12 protein-coding genes are annotated in these 17,944 nt (G+C 44.6%); 6 read left to right on the top strand and 6 right to left on the bottom strand.

Going from position 1 to position 17,944, the window contains the following annotated elements:
- Window positions 1-111 precede the first annotated feature (111 nt).
- Complete coding sequence (locus tag MWG72_RS04090) at window positions 112-942, top strand: AbiJ-NTD4 domain-containing protein (RefSeq protein ID WP_180185355.1); 831 nt, start codon at window positions 112-114, stop codon at window positions 940-942.
- Between the two features lie 122 nt (window positions 943-1,064).
- Here the strand turns inward: MWG72_RS04090 and MWG72_RS04085 are convergent, their stop codons facing one another.
- Window positions 1,065-2,771 (bottom strand): GGDEF domain-containing protein, encoded by a 1,707-nt coding sequence (locus MWG72_RS04085; protein WP_247143283.1) that lies wholly within the window; start codon window positions 2,769-2,771, stop codon window positions 1,065-1,067.
- Between the two features lie 1,118 nt (window positions 2,772-3,889).
- Between MWG72_RS04085 and omp33-36 the strand changes: the two genes are divergently transcribed.
- Window positions 3,890-4,804: a porin Omp33-36 gene (gene omp33-36, locus MWG72_RS04080; protein ID WP_257220113.1), complete on the top strand. Its 915-nt coding sequence runs from the start codon at window positions 3,890-3,892 to the stop codon at window positions 4,802-4,804.
- 68 nt (window positions 4,805-4,872) lie between these two features.
- Here the strand turns inward: omp33-36 and MWG72_RS04075 are convergent, their stop codons facing one another.
- From MWG72_RS04075 to MWG72_RS04060, 4 genes are all read right to left on the bottom strand, one after another.
- Entirely contained in the window at window positions 4,873-6,843 is a 1,971-nt protein-coding gene (locus tag MWG72_RS04075) for a BCCT family transporter (RefSeq protein WP_247143282.1), read from the bottom strand.
- A 172-nt stretch (window positions 6,844-7,015) separates the two neighbouring features.
- Entirely contained in the window at window positions 7,016-7,732 is a 717-nt protein-coding gene (locus MWG72_RS04070) for an ion channel (RefSeq protein WP_039902516.1), read from the bottom strand.
- 245 nt (window positions 7,733-7,977) lie between these two features.
- Entirely contained in the window at window positions 7,978-9,684 is a 1,707-nt protein-coding gene (locus tag MWG72_RS04065; protein WP_005261570.1) for a cation acetate symporter, read from the bottom strand.
- A 1-nt stretch (window position 9,685) separates the two neighbouring features.
- Complete coding sequence (locus MWG72_RS04060) at window positions 9,686-10,018, bottom strand: DUF485 domain-containing protein (protein ID WP_004281374.1); 333 nt, start codon at window positions 10,016-10,018, stop codon at window positions 9,686-9,688.
- Between the two features lie 182 nt (window positions 10,019-10,200).
- Here MWG72_RS04060 and MWG72_RS04055 point away from each other — a divergent pair, with 182 nt between their 5' ends.
- Window positions 10,201-13,692, top strand: a complete 3,492-nt coding sequence (locus MWG72_RS04055) for a hybrid sensor histidine kinase/response regulator (protein WP_005108125.1) — start codon at window positions 10,201-10,203, stop codon at window positions 13,690-13,692.
- Between the two features lie 410 nt (window positions 13,693-14,102).
- Window positions 14,103-14,864, top strand: coding sequence for a hypothetical protein (locus tag MWG72_RS04050; RefSeq protein WP_247143281.1), 762 nt, complete (start codon window positions 14,103-14,105; stop codon window positions 14,862-14,864).
- Between the two features lie 89 nt (window positions 14,865-14,953).
- Here the strand turns inward: MWG72_RS04050 and MWG72_RS04045 are convergent, their stop codons facing one another.
- Window positions 14,954-15,604 (bottom strand): response regulator, encoded by a 651-nt coding sequence (locus MWG72_RS04045; protein WP_004281370.1) that lies wholly within the window; start codon window positions 15,602-15,604, stop codon window positions 14,954-14,956.
- 373 nt (window positions 15,605-15,977) lie between these two features.
- Here MWG72_RS04045 and msuE point away from each other — a divergent pair, with 373 nt between their 5' ends.
- Together msuE and sfnG are read left to right on the top strand one after the other, a co-directional pair.
- Window positions 15,978-16,712: an FMN reductase gene (gene msuE / locus MWG72_RS04040; RefSeq protein WP_247143280.1), complete on the top strand. Its 735-nt coding sequence runs from the start codon at window positions 15,978-15,980 to the stop codon at window positions 16,710-16,712.
- Window positions 16,713-16,738: 26 nt separating this feature from the next.
- Window positions 16,739-17,851 carry a dimethylsulfone monooxygenase SfnG gene (sfnG, locus tag MWG72_RS04035; RefSeq protein ID WP_247143279.1) on the top strand — a complete coding sequence of 371 codons (1,113 nt, stop codon included), beginning with the start codon at window positions 16,739-16,741 and terminating at the stop codon, window positions 17,849-17,851.
- Window positions 17,852-17,944 lie beyond the last annotated feature (93 nt).

Here is a 17,944-nt window from a genome sequence, read left to right as displayed (position 1 = left end):
TCTCCCCTAGCCTCCTTTTTGATAAAGAGGAAGAATACCCTCCTTTCATAAAGGAGGGTTAGGGTGAATTAAAAAAATAAATATATTCTTAAATTTGTTTGGGGGAAGAAAATGCGCTTTTCAGAAAGATATGGATATAAACCAGTTCGTGAGATTATTCAGAAAGAATCGATAAATCAGGATTTAAAAAATAGAATTTGGTCATGTATATATGATAACTTTTATACCTATTATTTGAGTGACATTAACTTTTTCAGTTACTCAGTTCATTTGATTTGGCGAGATTTTTATAAACAACAAACTGATGTATTTCCGTTTCCTCCCAATGAAGCAGTTAATCAGCTTAAAAGATTTTTCTTACAAGAAGAATGGTTCGGTATTTACGATTTAATTGAAGAAATTATTATTTTGTATAGCGAAGAATATTCTGAACTACAGAAAATATTTATTGAGGAGATTAACAAGATATTAGATCAAGAGAACTCGGCCTACCGAATTATTAATCAACAAATTACAGAAATCACTTCAGAACAAGAAATTCAATCCATTGAAGAAGCTTTAAAAAATTCGCAACCATATTCAGGTATTCAGCAACATCTTAACCAAGCTTTAAAACTGATGTCTGATCGACAGAATCCTAACTATAGTAAATCAATGCAAGAAGCTATTAGTGCTGTAGAAGGTTTAGCAAAGAAAACTCTTGAAGATGACTCAATTACTTTAGGAAAAGCAATTCCAAAACTCAGAACCAAATATGCTTTTCATCCTAATTTAATGGAAAGCTTAAATAAGTTGTACGCATATACATGTGATGAAAATGGTATCCGACATGGATCACCTCATGAATCAAATCTATCTTATATCGATGCCAAATTTATGCTTGTTGCCTGCACAAATTTTATTAACTATCTCATCGAAAAAACCAAAGACCATCAAAATTAAACCACATGACTGGCGACATGGATGTCGCCCGTTCGACTGTGCTAAAGGGACTTAGCATCAGTCGAACAAAGGCATTTTGCTACTTTTGTGCAATTCAAAAGTAGAGAAAGCAGTCTTTTGAACTAAACCTCAGCCACCGCATTGCGTCCCTTGGCTTTTGCGGCAAACAAAGCATCATCTGCATTTGACAATAAAGCCATCCAAGACACGGCACCAATGGCAACCCCGATACTGACCGAAATCTGAATCTCGTCTCCTGCTGCAGTCACAATATGACGCTCAGCCACTTCAGCCCGGATTTTATCGGCCACAACCAATGCCTGTTCCATCTGGATATTTTCAATCAGTACCAGAAATTCATCACCACCATAACGCACCAGCAAATCTGTAGCACGGACATTGGCTTGCAAACGTTCGGCCACCAGTTGAATCACCTGATCGCCAATAATATGCCCATATTGATCATTCACCTGTTTAAAATGATCAATATCAATAATCATCAAACAGGTTTGGCTCAGTTGACCCGGCTGATTTTCCATAAAACGGATATATTCTTCCAGCGCGAAACGGTTGGATAATCCGGTCAAGGAATCGGAATGAGCAATATTCTTTAAACGGAATTCCAGCGCATCACGTTCTTGCAACATCTGTTGCAATTTCTGAATGGCAGCGAATAAAGAATCAGAATGATTCACTTCACGCAGCCGCATATCAATTTTTTGACGACCCGAGTTTTTAGACAAACTCAACAACATGCGGCGTGCCTGAATCAGCGGCAGGAATACCTGTTTACGTGCAAAAATCATGGTTGAAATCGCGGTCAGTAATGAAATCAGCGATACCAGTACACTCCAGATCAAACGCTGCATATTGCTGTTCATTTCTTGAATAGCCGCATCTCTGCTGTATTGCAGCAGGTAAGTTTGCAGATCCACCACAGTCGCAAATTTATCTACAATCGCTTCAGTCAGCTCTGTTCCGCTCAAACGGTAGTCACGTTGTTCCAGACTGTCACTGATCAGCTCACTCACAATGGGTAAGCCCTGCTGAATAAACTCCGTTTCTACCCGCCGATGTAAACGGATGAATTCCTCAGTCTTATCTTGAACAGGTTGAATGGTATCAATCAAGGCCCACAAATAACGTACCTGATGTTGGGTCTGTAAAGAGTGGGTAATATTTTCAGTCGGGAGCGGCGTTTCAAATGTCACATGCGCCATGACGGACGAGGCAACCCGCCCCGCCTGATCGCGCAAATCAGATAAAAATAGAATCTGGCTGATATAGTTATTCAGAGGGGTGGACGAGCTATCTGAAGCCACCGCCACGTCACGCAAAAGTTCACGGCAACTTTCCCAGGCAGCAAACATGGCCAGAATTGCCTGATCAAGCTCTTGCGCACTGCGTTGCTGACGTGGCATCCGGGTATAGGCATCAACCTGTGCACGTCCTTTTTTCAAACTATTTTCAAGCTGTGAAAGTTGCTGACTCAGGTTGTTAAACCCGACCTCCGTCAAGACATCCGCGGTCTGGGACAATTGCCGATCCACCTGTTGACGATAGCTGATTAACTCTTGCTGATGCTGGGCAAATTCCTGCACCGAACTGGACATGGCTTTATTGGCAGGCGCACGCTCACGCGAAATTTTATTCGCCAGATCAGCGACCTGCTGTAAGGCATTCAATTGTTGATAAGTTTGTCTGGATTTTAAATAACTTTGACTGCTACTCACAATTAAGGGAATACAGATGCAAAGTAAACATAAAATAATAATCGACATCGACCAGTACAAACGTTTACTGATCCACTCAGAGCGTAAGGTATTCATGCTGTTGTATTACGCCCCAATATGACAAGCAAAGCTAAATAGATTGATTATTATACAAATAAAACAGGATGGTCTTAAAGCGTTTAGTCTTACTTCACTTATGTTTTTAATGAATTTTTATCATCTATTATTTTTCAGATACTTAAGTTGGTTCATTTGAACCTTTAATGCAGGTTTTCGTGACCATAGCTCTCTATAAATTCTTACAAAAACAAGGGAATTTAAGCAGCTAAAAAAATATAAAAACTTGCTTTCTGCACTATTTACACCTGCAACAAATAGGTGCATAATGCACCGCATTAGGGCGAGTTAAATTATTCCTCAGCAGATATTTTAGTTTACCCGCAAATTTTGGCGAAAAAACCCCGATTTTCTATGAAAATTGGGGTTTTTTTTAGCTATTGAATTTTAGACCTACATTTTTACTTTTTAATATGCACTATTTTGGTGCTTAAAATTATTATAATATTTCTTCTTATCATCTTTTTTAATTAAAGGTTTTTCAGAAACGGAATGATCCGAAATAAAAAATGCTGGACAAAAAAAAGCCCAACCTTGGGGAAAGCTGGGCGATAAAACAAAAAATTGTGGAGAATCAGGCTAAATCACTATAAAAGTGTGAACTCTAACTTGATTTTCATATTATGTAAAATTCCCCTCAAAATGTAAAGCCGATTGCTCCAGTCAAGATTATAAAACATGCCCATTTAGCTCAAAAAACAGACACCTATTCTAAGATCCAAGCTGATGATGCTTTAAAATCAAGCAATCCAATCAAAGACCTGATGCGCCAGACATTTTGCACTTCTTGACACATTTATGAATTAACTCACCTATTATTAATTGTTTTAATAGATAAATATATTATAATTAATCGTATTAATTGATTAAAATAACAACATAATTTCTCCTTAATCTTTAGTCCCGATTCTATATTTAAAGTCTAGATTTTTGTTATACAAGAGTTTTTATATAAAATAGCTTCGGAGCCTAATACTTGAATTTTACACAAAATTAATACAATGATTTAGCTTAAAAAAATAGCGATTTCGAATTGGATTGACTTAATAAATTGTTACAATACAATACGTTTTATGTTGTACATCTTTTGTAACAAAATGGTAAATATCATGAAAAAACTAGGTTTAGCCACTGCTGTATTATTAGCGATGACCGGTGCTCAAGCATATCAATTCGAAGTTCAAGGTCAGTCAGAGTACATCGACAACACTGCAAATGACAAAGACTTCACTGGCGCTGTTCAAGGTACTTACTACTTCAAAGATGTAGACGCTTCTAAAGGTCCTTTAGCTGAAGCTGCTTTCCTGAACCAAGCTTCTAATGTTGCTCTAGCGTATAGCTATGGCGAAAACGGTCAAGAAGAAGCTGGACGTTCACGTACTGTAAATCATACTTACGGCGTAAAAGGTGAAGCTTACGTTCCAACTTCAGTTGTGCCTGTTTATGCAAGCGCTTCTTATAGCCATACCATTGCTGATAGCAAAACTGCTAACGCAACTGACGATCAAGGCGACCGTTATGCATTAGAACTTGGTGCTTTAGTTGCTCCTAACTTCTTAGTTGCTGTTGGTTATACCAGCGTTGCTGACCAAGCTTCTTTAGATGCATTCAATATTGTGTCTAACGGCGTTGCTAAAGCTGCTCTTGAATCTGCAACAATTGCTGATAAGACAGATGCGATCACTGCACGTACTAAATACGTTGGTGCAATCGACGGTACTAACATGTCAATTGGTTTTGAAAGCGGTTTAGTTTATGGTGAAGATACTGCCTACAACTTAGGTACAACTCTTTTCCTTAACCCACAGTTAAGCGTTGGTGCTTCTTATATGGAATCTAGCTTTGCTGGTTCTCCAGACAAAGCTTGGGGCGCGAACGTAAACTACTTCATTACTCCTGCTGTTGCAGTTGGCGCATCTTATGTAAATGCTAACTACGAAGCAAATCTTGCGCAAACTGCTCAAGTTCGTGATACTCAAACGATCGGCGTAAATGCCAAATTCCGTTTCTAATTTCTGATTAGATTCTGAATCAAAAAAGGACGCATATTGCGTCCTTTTTTATTGTTTTATGACTCTGTTTACTCAGGCGTACGTACCAGACTTAAGAAGTGCAAATGACGTTCATATTGATCAATGATATCCTGCAATAGATCTTCTTGCGTCCACTCCATCACATCATAACCCTGCCCACCTTCTCTTAAAAAGACTTCTGCCTGATAGGAATCTACTCCCGCATTCTCCAGTTCAGCCATAAAGCTTGGACTTAAAGTCTGAGTGGCATTGACCTGATAGATAAAATTAATTTCATCCTGATGATCAACACGGAGCTGTATACCGTCTTCTAGCGGGCTAATCGCTACATGTAATCGGCGCCGTTTCAATTCACTTTGAAAGCTGAGAAATGCCTTATTCACCGTATTGTGAATATACTGCTGCACCTCTTCCTGAGTATGCGGATAATGCATGATCAGGCCTAAGCGCTGTTGCCAGCTGCGTGGATTCTGGATCGCACGCGGGGTAATCCGTGCGGCTTGCAGTGCATGCATTTTGGTGACATCCAGATGTAGGGCTTTGATTAATCCCCAACACATCAGCAGCATAATAAATGTAAATGGCAAAGCGCTCATAATCGTGGCCGATTGCAAGGCCTCTAAGCCACCGGCCAGCAAAAGGATGATGGCTAATAAAGCCATGAGTACGGTCCAGAACAGACGCTGCCAAGTCGGTGAATTATCACTTTTCGCTGTCAGATAATCAGTCACCAATGCCCCTGAATCGGCAGAAGTCACAAAGAACAGCATGACCAGTAAAGTTGCAATGATGCTGGTCACTGAGCTGAAAGGCAGATTAGCTAAAAATTCGAATAGAGCCACAGATGACTCACGCTGAACTGCTTCTAGCAAGCTGGTATTGGCTTCATGCATAATGCTATACAGCGCGGCATTGCCCATAAAACCCATCCAGATCAGGGTAAATCCGGTCGGAATCAGCAATACACCCACGATAAATTCACGAATACTGCGCCCTTCCGAGACCCGGGCAATGAACATCCCGACAAATGGCGACCAGGAAATCCACCAGGCCCAGTACATGATGGTCCAGCCGCCAATCCAGCCACTTGGCTGATAGGCATACAGATTAAAGGTCATGCTAAACAGATTAGAGACATACTGGCCGGCATTCTGAATAGTCGTCTGTAACAGATAAATACTCGGACCTGCCACAAAGACAAAGATCAGCAACAGCAGTGCAAGCACCAAATTTAGTTCAGATAAACGTTTAATTCCTTTATCTAATCCAAAAAATACGGAAGTCGCTGCCATGGTACTCACGACAATGATCAGAATCACCTGAGTGCTAGGTGCCTGTTCAACACCAAACAGGTAATTCAAGCCTGAATTGATCTGTGTGACCCCAAAACCCAGTGTGGTGGCCACACCAAATACCGTACCAATAGTGGCAAAGGTATCGACGCCATCTCCAATCGGACCATAGATCTTTTGACCAATCAGCGGATATAAGGCCGAACGAATTTTTAAAGGCAATTGATGCCGGTAAGCAAAATAAGCTAGCGATAGGCCAACCAGCGTATAAATGGCCCAGGCATGTAAGCCCCAGTGGAAAAAGGTGACCCGCATAGATTGTTGTGCAGCCAGTACAGTTTCCGGTTCACCGGCAGGTGGCGTAACATAATGCATCACCGGTTCGGCCACACCAAAGAACATCAGGCCAATCCCCATGCCTGCGGTGAATAACATCGCAAACCAGGAGGCACTGCTATATTTCGGTTGACTATGCTCGGGCCCCAGTTTGATTTTGCCCATATCCGACAGGGCAATATAAGCCAGAAGGATGATAAATATCGCCACCGACAATACATAGAACCAGCTAAAGGACGTGGTAATCCACTGGTTCAGTTGCTGGGTAAAAACTGAAAAAGCATCGGGTGCAAATACGACCAACGCTAAAAATATCGCAATAATGGCGACAGTACTGATAAAAACATTTGGATTGATATTGGCAAAACAGGATGGTTTTGTGGAAGGCATACATCCTCCATTTTTTAAAAATTGGATCGACAAACAGCGTCAAATAATTATTGGTAAGGTCAAAATGATCAGACAGATTCAGTCTATGGGAGCTAGATCTCCTGCTATTTTAGGATGTGACACAAAATAAAGCCGTTAAGTTACTGTAACAAATACAATAAAAGGATGAGTCTCATTGCCCAGGCGGGTTTTCTCTATTTTTCACGTTCTTTTTATGCGGTAGACGTGCGATATATTGCAAGGCAATTAAGCGGGATACAATCAGCGCCAGATACATCACCCCGACAAACATCTGGATAATGGCTAGCATCCGTGCGACCGGACTGACCGGCATGATATCAGACAGTCCTGTTGCAGATTGCACACTGAAACTAAGAAAAATCAGATCCAGCCAGGGTTGATAGGCTTGCAGATCGGGGTCTGAAAAGCTGTACGGCACCAGCAGCTGACAGATACTGTAGAGGAAGGCAAAGCCCCAGGCCAGCAAGGTAAATACTGCGCCAGCGGCAAAGAGTTCATCCTTGGTCAGATAACGGTCATGAAACATATAACGCAGTAGGCCATAGGCTGCACTAAAATAAGCACCAGCTTCAAACAGGTGGGCGGTGACATGGATCCAGGTATAACGCAATCCCAGCACAATCAGAGAGGAAAAGAAAATTGCACCGGCGACAAAGCTGAGTCCTAAAATGGTAAACATTGGAGTCTGGCGAATGACTCTGGCAATCACCAGCAAAACCAGAACACCCAGCACCCAGGTTCCCGCCCGATAAGACACGCTTTCATAACTCAATACCGACAAGATCAGGATCAGCAATTGCAGGCACAACAGCCATGCCGAAGGCAAATGGGTAAAGCTGTTCCAGAACTGTTGCAGAGATTGCTTCATAATGCCCTTCTTGTTGCTCTTCTTGTTACTATCGTCATGTAGGGAACACATTGTTATTGTTAGCAGCTTTTAACATAGCACGCTTAAATCCGCTTGCAGATATGCGATTTGTATGAAAATTACTGAAATAACGCTGCACAAATCCAGCCATCTCAATTCAATACGGCGTTTATGCTAAAGAGAAAGCTTGATTATATCTCCATAAAAAAAGCCCCTGACGGGGCTTTTTTAGCGTAGCGCAGATCTTAGTGATCCGATGCGCCTGAGATACCAATACCGGTTTGTGAACGTACAAACTGGGCATCAAAGGCTTTGCGTTCTGCCTGAGCCTGTGCCGAATTATCCGTCACAGAGAACAACCAGCAGCACAAGAATGACAATGGCATCGCGAAGATTGCAGGACCATTGAACGGGTTCACTGGCGTATCAGAAATACCCAAAGTATCGACCCATACTGCTTTAGACAGCACAATCAAGGTTACTGCGGTTACCAGACCGGCAACACCACCAATAACTGCACCACGTGTCGTCAAGCCTTTCCAGAACATAGACAATACCAGTACCGGGAAGTTGGCACATGCCGCAACCGAGAATGCCAGGCCGACCATGAAGGCTACGTTTTGTTTCTCGAACAGAATCCCGAGAATCATTGCGAAGATCGCAAGACCTAAAGTCGCGATTTTAGACATACGTAGTTCAGATTCAGGCGTGGTTTGGCCTTTCTTCAAAACGTTGGCATACAAGTCATGCGAAATTGCTGAAGCACCTGACAGGGTCAAACCAGCAACGACCGCAAGAATCGTGGCAAATGCAACTGCAGAAATGAAGCCCATGAACAGGTCGCCGCCCACTGCATCAGACAGGTGCACCGCTGCCATGTTATTACCACCCACCAGCTCCAGCTTGCCAGTCACAGCCATTTTCGCAACATCAAGGAATTGCGGGTTGTTCGATACATATAGAATCGCACCAAAACCAATGATGAAGGTTAATAGGTAGAAATAACCAATAAAACCTGTAGCAACTACGACTGATTTACGCGCTTCTTTGGCATCTTTTACTGTGAAGAAGCGCATCAGAATATGTGGCAGACCTGCGGTACCAAACATCAATGCCAGACCTAAAGAAATCGCATCAATCGGATTAGATGCCAGACTACCCGGACCCATGATTTTGGTCGCATCTGTCAGGCTCAAGTCATGTACTTTTGAGTAGACACCAATCGCCTGTTCAAACATGTTGGTAAAGCTGAAGCCCACACCTTTCATAACCATGAATGCCATAAAGGTTGCACCAGACAGCAACATCACCGCCTTGATGATCTGTACCCAAGTGGTTGCCAACATACCGCCGAACATCACGTAGGCCATCATCAACAAGCCAACGATCACGACTGCAATGTTATAGTTCAGACCGAATAGAAGTTTGATCAGCTGACCTGCACCCACCATCTGTGCAATCAGATAGAACGCGACCACAACTAGTGAACTTAAAGCAGCCAAGGTACGTACCGGTTTTTCCTGCAAGCGGAAAGACACTACGTCTGACAGGTTGTATTTACCCAGGTTACGCAGACGTTCTGCCACCAGGAACAATACAATCGGCCAGCCCACCATGAAACCCAGTGAATACAGCAAGCCATCAAAACCGGACAGGAATACCATCGCGGAAATACCCAGGAACGATGCAGCTGACATATAGTCACCGGCAATCGCCAGGCCATTCTGGAAACCGGAAATACCGCCACCGGCAGTATAGAAGTCTTTGGTATTGGTGGTTTGTTTTGCTGCCCATTTGGTAATAAACAGCGTAGCACCTACGAAAATCACAAACATGATAATCGCGTGCCAGTTGGTCGCCTGCTGTTCTGCTGCACCCAGATCGGGACCAGCGAATGCAACGCCTGAAGCCACTGTCGTGGTCGCCAGGGCAATAAGAGAATTCCATTTCATCTTAGTGGTGTCCTTTTTCATGCGCAATCGCTTCGACTTCACGGATTGCTTCTTCAGTCAATTGATCAAGTTTGTTATTGGCAATGTAGGAATACACACCACACAAGATAAACGACAGGACAATGATACCTAGACCAAGTGGAATACCCCACGTGGTCACACCACCTGAAATTGAAGACAATAGAAATTCTTTGTTGTAACCAACCAGCAACATGAAACCCACATAGACAAATAGCATAATGCCGGTCAACGTCCAGCTGAGCATACTTTTCTTGCGGACCATTTCCTTGAATTTTGGATTTTGTAGAATACGATCTACTTGTACCTCATCCATAATTACTACTCCTGTAGCCCAACCTTGGGCTGCCTATTTTTTAATTCGAATTATCACTGTTGCAAGTTAACAATAATCGTAGGTGCTTGTAATTTAGACTTTGGTCGTTAAAAATGATCAATTTAAACTGTAGCGTTCACGATGCGTTATCATAGCGGCATGCTCAGTACACATCAGGCTATATGAACAGTTGGCTCATCATAGGGGTACTCGCCCTCTATATCGCATTACTCTTTATCTGCGCTTTCTACGGGGAAAAACATGCCAGCCGGCTGAGTACCCGTGGGCGCATGTTATTGTTCAGTTTAACTTTAGGGGTGTACTGTTCCTCTTGGACCTTTTACGGGGCCACCGGTGCAGCAGTACGTGAAGGCATTATTTTCCTGCCGATCTATCTGGGCCCGCTGCTCTTCGTGGCTGTGGGCTACGATATCTGGCGCCGTTTGGGACGGGTACGCCAGCATCATGCCATTTCTTCGATCGCTGACTTTGTCGCAGCACGCTATGGTAAAAGTGGTCCCCTCGCCTCGCTGGTGACCATTCTGGCGGTGGTAGCGATTGTGCCTTATCTGGCCTTGCAGTTACGTGCGATTGCCCTGAGTGCCGCCGTCATTCTGGAACCTTCCGCAGGTGTAACCGGCACGACCAATGGCGTGCTGTTTCTGACTGGGGTTCTGGCGATACTGGCGATGATGTTTGGTACCCGGCAGATTGCCAATACTGAACAGCATGGCGGGTTGATGCTGGCCGTGGCATTTGAGTCTTTTGTCAAACTCTTCGCCCTGTTGGCAGTTGCCTGTTTCTTTATGTTTGAAGCACCAGAAAATCTGGCACAGATCAGTAGCGATATCAGTACCACTTTTCATGATGTGCAACTGTTTGGCGTACCACAAAGTTTCTGGATTCAGACCCTGCTGGCGGCACTGGCGATTATCTGCCTGCCGCGCCAGTTCCATGTGGCGGTGGTTGAGCTACGTGATGAAAAACATATTCGTGGTGCGCGACGCTGGTTCGCGGTCTATTTGATTCTGACTACCTTGGCGATTATTCCCATTGCCAGCTGGGCACTACATGCTGCACCGCAATATCTGGCCATTCCAGATGTGGCGGTATTGTCCTTGCCACTTAGCTATAACCAGGACTGGTTAACCTTATTGGCTTTCCTAGGCGGTTTTTCTGCCTCTACCGGGATGCTGCTGGTGTCTTCTGTGGCACTGTCAATCATGCTCAGCAATGACTTGATCATGCCGGCGTTGTGGCGTTTAAAGCTGATTTCCCGGCATGACAAACGCTTGCCGCTGGTGCTGAAATTTACTCGCCGGGTCTGTATCCTGGGCGTGATGTTGATGGGCTTCCTGTTCTTCAATTTCTTTAATGATATTGACCAGTTGTCGGTTTTTGGTCTGTTGGCATTTAGTGCGGTGGCGCAATTCGCCCCAGCATTAATTGGTGGCCTGTACTGGCGTGGCGGCAGTAAACAGGGTGTCTATGCCGGACTGTTGACCGGTTTTGCCTTGTGGGCTTATACCCTGCTGTTTCCGACCATTTTGCGCAGCCTGCCCGAAGCCTATAGCAGCTTTAGCCAAAGCTTGCTGAATCAAGGTCCTTTTGGCTGGAACTGGTTAAGACCGGAAGCCCTGATTGGTTTTGAGTCTTTTGATCCGCTGACGCATGGAGTAGTCTGGGCACTGGGCTTAAATACCCTGCTGTATATCTGGATTTCCCGTATTTTCCGTCCGAGTATTGCCGAACAGATTCAGGCCGAAAGTTTCTTCTATTATGAAACCAAGCCACTACCCTCGCAGAGTCCTTCTACCGAGGTCAGCTATTCGCATCAGGATGTCGCCCGTTTAAAAGTCGGCGATCTGATTACCTTGGCCAAACGCATTACCGGCGAAGGCCCAACCACACGCGCTTTCCAGCAGTTTTGTACCCAAAACAGTGTTGAACTGAATGAAAACAGCAGTGCCAATGGCATGTGGTGGCGTTTCACTGAGCAATATCTGGCGGGGACTATCGGGGCAGCCTCGGCACGTACCCTGTTGACCACAGCTATGGTTAATAATGGTTTGGCATTGGGTCAGGTCGCCAATATTCTCGATCAGGCCTCGCAATGGCAACGCTTTAATCAGAACCTGATCATGACCATGATTGATCACATGACCCAAGGGGTCAGCGTAGTCGATGAAAACATGTGTCTGGTCGCATGGAACAATCAATATCTGAAACTGTTCGATTATCCGACCGATATTGTCTATGTCGGTTGTCCAATCGCAGACCTGATCCGTTATAACGCTGAACGTGGTGAATGTGGCCCGGGCTCGGTTGAAGAACATGTACGGAAACGGATTCACTGGATGCAGGTCGGCAGTGCCCATGAATTTGAACGGATTCGTAAAGATGGCCGCGTCATTCAGATGCGCGGCAATCCGATCGAAGGCGGCGGGTTCGTTACCACTTTCGCCGATATTACTGCCTTCCGTGAAAATGAAGCCGTGCTTGAAGCCCGCGTTCAGGACCGTACCCAGCAGCTGGCCGATGCATTGTCCGAGCAGCAACTGGCGCGTGAACAGGCCGATAAGGCCAATATGTCAAAAAGCCGCTTCATTGCAGCCGCCAGTCATGACCTGTTGCAGCCAATGCATGCCGCGCGCCTGTTCAGTACCGCACTCGAACAAAGCGTGCAGAATGATGAAGACCGCAAGACCTTACAACAACTGGATCGTGCTTTGCATGGTGCAGAAAGCATGTTGTCTGCCCTGCTGGATATTGCCCGACTGGAAGGCGGCACCATTCAGCCGAAACGTCAGGCTTATCCGCTGCATGACCTGCTCAGCGATCTGGAACTCCAGTTCAAATCCATCGCTGCACAGCGTGGTATCAAGTTCAGTGTGCATGATGCACAGTTCTGGATTGATACCGATCCACAATGGATTCGCCGCATTATCCAGAACTTTGTCAGCAATGCGTTGCGTTATACTGCCAGAGGTAAAGTGGTGGTCGGTGTATTACGTTCGAGCAGCAGACCGAATCATATCCGTATTGGCGTCTGGGATACTGGCCCGGGCATTGCCGAAGAACAGCGCATCAAACTGTTTCAGGAATTTGAACGTTGCGGCCACACCTCGCCTTGGGGTGAACAGGGTCTGGGCCTAGGTTTGGCGATCGTACAACGCATGACCAGCATGCTGGACTATCCGGTACATGTGTCTTCTGCGCTGGGTAAAGGTTCCTGCTTTATGATTGAAGTGCCTGTGATCGAAGCACCGAAAGTGGTCGCAGCACCGGTTCAGGCCGTACCTTTAAAGAGCAAAGCCTTTAAGATTCTATGTCTGGATAATGATGAAACCATTCTGGAAGGCATGTCGACCTTATTGACCAAATGGGGTTATCAGGTGTTTAAAGCCACTGAACCTGAACAAGCAGCCATGCTGATTCAGCAGGAAAATATTCAGGTCTGGCTGGTGGATCAACATCTGAATCAGGACAAGATCGGTCTGGATTTCATTCTGGAACATCGTTCGAAGGATATTCCGGTCGCGTTGATTACCGCCGATTCCGATCCGGAATTGCCGCAACGTCTAAAAGAGCTAAACATTGTTCTGCTGAAAAAACCGCTGAAACCGGCCTCATTACGTTCATGGTTATCTGGACTGAAAATTTCCGACTCCTAAGTAGATAACGATCTGATCAATGCCCATTTCACCCCCTGAAATGGGCATTTTTTATACTCAACTGCCACATAAACTTACCTAGCTTGCATAAAATTTATTCTAATGTGCTAAAAGCAGCAAATATGCCGAAAATACAGCTGAATAAATTGACCAAAATGCTCATTTTTTAATTCACTATGGCAAAAACTGACGAATGTATTAATGCACATGTGTACACTTAGTTACAATTAATTATCTTATTGTTTTTAATAAAAATTAAAGAGTAATTTTCCACTACTATAACTTTAGTCGTATTTTTATCCCTTGTACTTGGCTCTAAAAATAGAGGAATAAGAAACGATCAGTTTCCATCTCATGTAGCCTTAATTTTTTTGGTCGCTGATCTATTTCTGCATATCGGAGTTCTTCACATGAACATAGATCAAAACCAGGGCCTGAATCAGACCCAGCAGTTTCACCGTCAATATGGCGCCAACGCCTTATTGCCAAGCATTGACTGGACACAGATCTTTAAATACAGCAAGCTGAATGATGCCCAGTATCAGGCACTGGAAACGCTGTATCAGAGTGCAGTACCCCTGGCACTGCAAGTCTTTGATGAATTACATTTTGATGTCTTTGAACCTTATGCCTACAAGCCGCAAGGTCTGGGACTATTTGAAAAGATTGCTGAACAGGAAGACAAGCTGATTCAGTCTTTAGAAGCTGAAACAGAGGACCTTCCAGCAAAAACCCGTCATCAGATCTGGAGCATGTTGCTGCGTGGTGGCGCGGTACTGGTCTTTAAGGCCTGGCTGGGTAAAGTCAAAAATGAAGAAGATTGTCTGGACACCAGCCAATTTGATGAGCTGTCTGATCTGTTATTTATCAAAACCTGCCCACATGAGCTGGCGCAGCGTTTACATGTCGATCCGAATACGCGCGACGAACATGTCTTCCTGATGTATGACAATGAAGTTTATCTGGATCGTTTTAACAGTCTGGAAACTGCAGCACTATTTGTCGATCTCGGTGTTTATGATGCGACTTTCCTGAGTCTGCGTGATGATCGCGTGGCGGAATATCTGAAATCGAAAGGTTATGTCACCGAAGAGCAGATTGACGAATTGCAATGTGCCTTAAATCCATTGTTTTGTGATGATTTCACCCGCAAGCAGGATTATATCGCCTAGCTGATTCAGGCCTTTGCACTCAATTTTGCAGATTTTGCCCATAAAAAAAGACCTCCAAGGAGGTCTTTTTCAATTCGTATATGCAGAATTTACATTTTGCGGTCTTCAATATTCAGTGCATTAATGGCCAATACCGCTTGTGTCCGGTTTTGTACGCCAAGCTTACGGAAGATTGCAGTCACATGCGCTTTAATCGTCGCTTCTGATACATCCAGTTCATAAGCAATCTGCTTGTTTAATAAACCTTCAGCCACCATCATCAATACCCGGAACTGTTGTGGCGTCAAAGACTGGATCCGTTCTGCCAAAGCCGTTTCATCGGCAGCACGCGGATCAAAATTCATATTGGCCGGCAGATTTGGCGGTAACCAGATTTCACCTTCTAGCACTTCACGAATCGCTTCACCGATATGGCTTGGGTGGGCAGATTTAGGAATATAGCCCATCGCACCATGCGCGATCGCACGCTGGATGATGCTGACTTCTTCATGTGCAGACACGACAATAATCGGTAAAGACGGATATTGTGCGCGGACATGCACGAGGGCAGAAAAGCCGGAAGCGCCCGGCAGGTTTAAATCCAGCAGCACAAGATCAGGCTCAGGGCCATTTTCTAGACGTTCATAAAATTCATTGACTGCCGCAGTTTCATGAATCTGGGCTTGTGGCAGGCTATAACGTACAGCTTGAATCAAGGCATGACGAAATAGTGGATGATCATCAACGATTAAAATATTCATAGGCAACGTGAGAGATCTTGGCACGGTAGTCCCTATTCTAACCACACAACCCGGTTAAGGATATGCAAGACACTACAATTTTTAAAATAATATGCAGTTTTTCTTCAAAATTGCCCATTTTTGTACTATTGCAATAATTGTTTAATTCTCATCACTTTTTTATATATCATTTATTCCTCACTGAAAAAGCTTATCTTTATTCAATATAAATATAAATATCAATTACTTAAATGCAAAACCTCCTTAAGAATCGAGCCTTTGTCGTATATCGTAAAATTAGATAACTTTTCAGCTTTTCGTTATTTTACAGCCCTTCGCTGAATCGTGATTAATAGGGTCATTCCGAGATTAACCCTATTTTCAGGTTCTAAATATGTCTAATTTTAATGCGCAAAAACCCTTAAATATTGTTGCCGTATCTGGCGGTTTAAATCACCCCTCAAAAACCGAAGCCTTGGTTCAGGCCATTCTGGATGAGCTTGGGGAAGCGACACCAATCAATGTGCATTTCATTAAATTTAGTGAAATTGGTTCGCTCTTGGGCGGCGCGATTTATCGCAATCAGTTGCCGCAACGCGTTCAGAATGATCTGACAGCAGTAGAAGCCGCAGATGCGCTGATTGTTGGCACTCCTGTGTACCGCGCTTCATTTACCGGCCTGTTCAAGCATTTCTTTGACTTTGTTGAGCAAACGGCGCTGGTCGATGTTCCGGTATTACTGGCAGCTTCTGGTGGCAGTGACCGTCATGCGCTGGTGCTTGAACATCAACTGCGTCCTTTATTCAGCTTCTTTCAGGCACAGACTTTACCGATTGGGGTCTATGCCACCGACCGCGATTTCACCCCTGAATATACCATTCACAGTGAATTGCTCCGCGACCGGATTACCCTGGCTGTGGCGCGTGCCTTGCCGATTCTTGAATGGGCGCCGACCAAAGGACAACGTGCTGAAGTCGTTAAAGAAAAAACCATTCAAGCCAGTCAAAATCTGGGCATTAACAAGCAGATCGAACAAGAAGAAGTATTGCCTTCAGCAGCCGTACCAAGTCTGGATGCCGCAGAATCGCGCTTGCACAGTAAGAAAGCACCAAAGACTCAAGTGGCTTGAACACAGCATTGCAAAGGGTGATGAATATGTCGAATGATAAAAATATCGTATTTGCCTATTGGGTACCGAATGTCAGTGGCGGCTTGGTGGTCAGTAACATCGAACAACGTACCGACTGGAGCTATGACTATAACGTGCGTCTGGCACAAACGGCTGAACAGGCAGGCTTTGACTATGCTCTGACCCAGATCCGTTTTACCGCCGGCTATAATGCAGAAAACCAGCATGAATCGGTCAGCTTCAGTCATGGCATTCTGGCCAAAACAGAACGCCTGAAAGTCATTGCCGCGATTCTGCCGGGCCCATGGAAGCCAGCACTGGCTGCCAAACAACTGGCGACGATTGACCATCTGAGCAATGGCCGGATCGCGATCAATGTGGTCAGTGGCTGGTTCCGTGGTGAGTTTGATGCGATTGGTGAAGAATGGCCGGAACATGACGAGCGTTATGCCCGTTCGGAAGAGTTTATCCGTAGCCTGAAAGGGGTCTGGATCCAGAACAACTTTAATTTTGACGGTAAATATTATCAATTCAAAGACTATACCTTAAGTCCTAAACCGTTACAAAAACCGCATATTGAAATCTTTCAGGGCGGCAGTTCCCGGGCAGCACGTGATATGGCATCCCGTGTATCTGACTGGTACTTTACCAATGGCAATACCCCGGAAGAACTGAAAAAACAGATCGATGATATTCGTGAAAAAGCCAAGGCCAACAACCACTCGGTGAAAATTGGTGTAAATGCCTTTGTGATTGCACGGGATAGCGAAGAAGAAGCCCAGGCCGTATTGCAGGAAATTATTAGCAAGACCAATGTGCAGGCGGTGAAATCTTTTGGTGAAGCCACCCGTGAAGCCGGCGCAGCAAGTCAGGAAGGTGAAGGCAACTGGCCCCAATCCACCTTTGAAGATCTGGTGCAATACAATGATGGTTTCCGCACTAATCTGATCGGGACACCGCAGCAGATTGCTGAACGGATTATCGAACTGAAAAAAGTTGGCGTAGATTTGATTCTGTCAGGCTTCCTGCACTTTATTGAAGAAGTCGAATATTTTGGCCAGAAGGTGTTGCCTTTGGTCCGTGAGCTTGAAGCACAACAGGCAACGCCTGTGCAGCAAGAAGAAGCTGAGCCCGTATAATCCTTCCAATAAATCTCAGCAGATTCACTCCCTCCCTCAAGGCTCGGCTTGGGGGATTTTTTTATGTGATAAAATTGTTGTCTGGCTAGGTTT

This window comes from Acinetobacter lwoffii, assembly GCF_022967985.1.
GTDB lineage: Bacteria > Pseudomonadota > Gammaproteobacteria > Pseudomonadales > Moraxellaceae > Acinetobacter.
The sequence above is the reverse complement of the archived record's forward strand: the minus strand, read 5'-3'. Positions and strand labels throughout refer to the sequence as shown.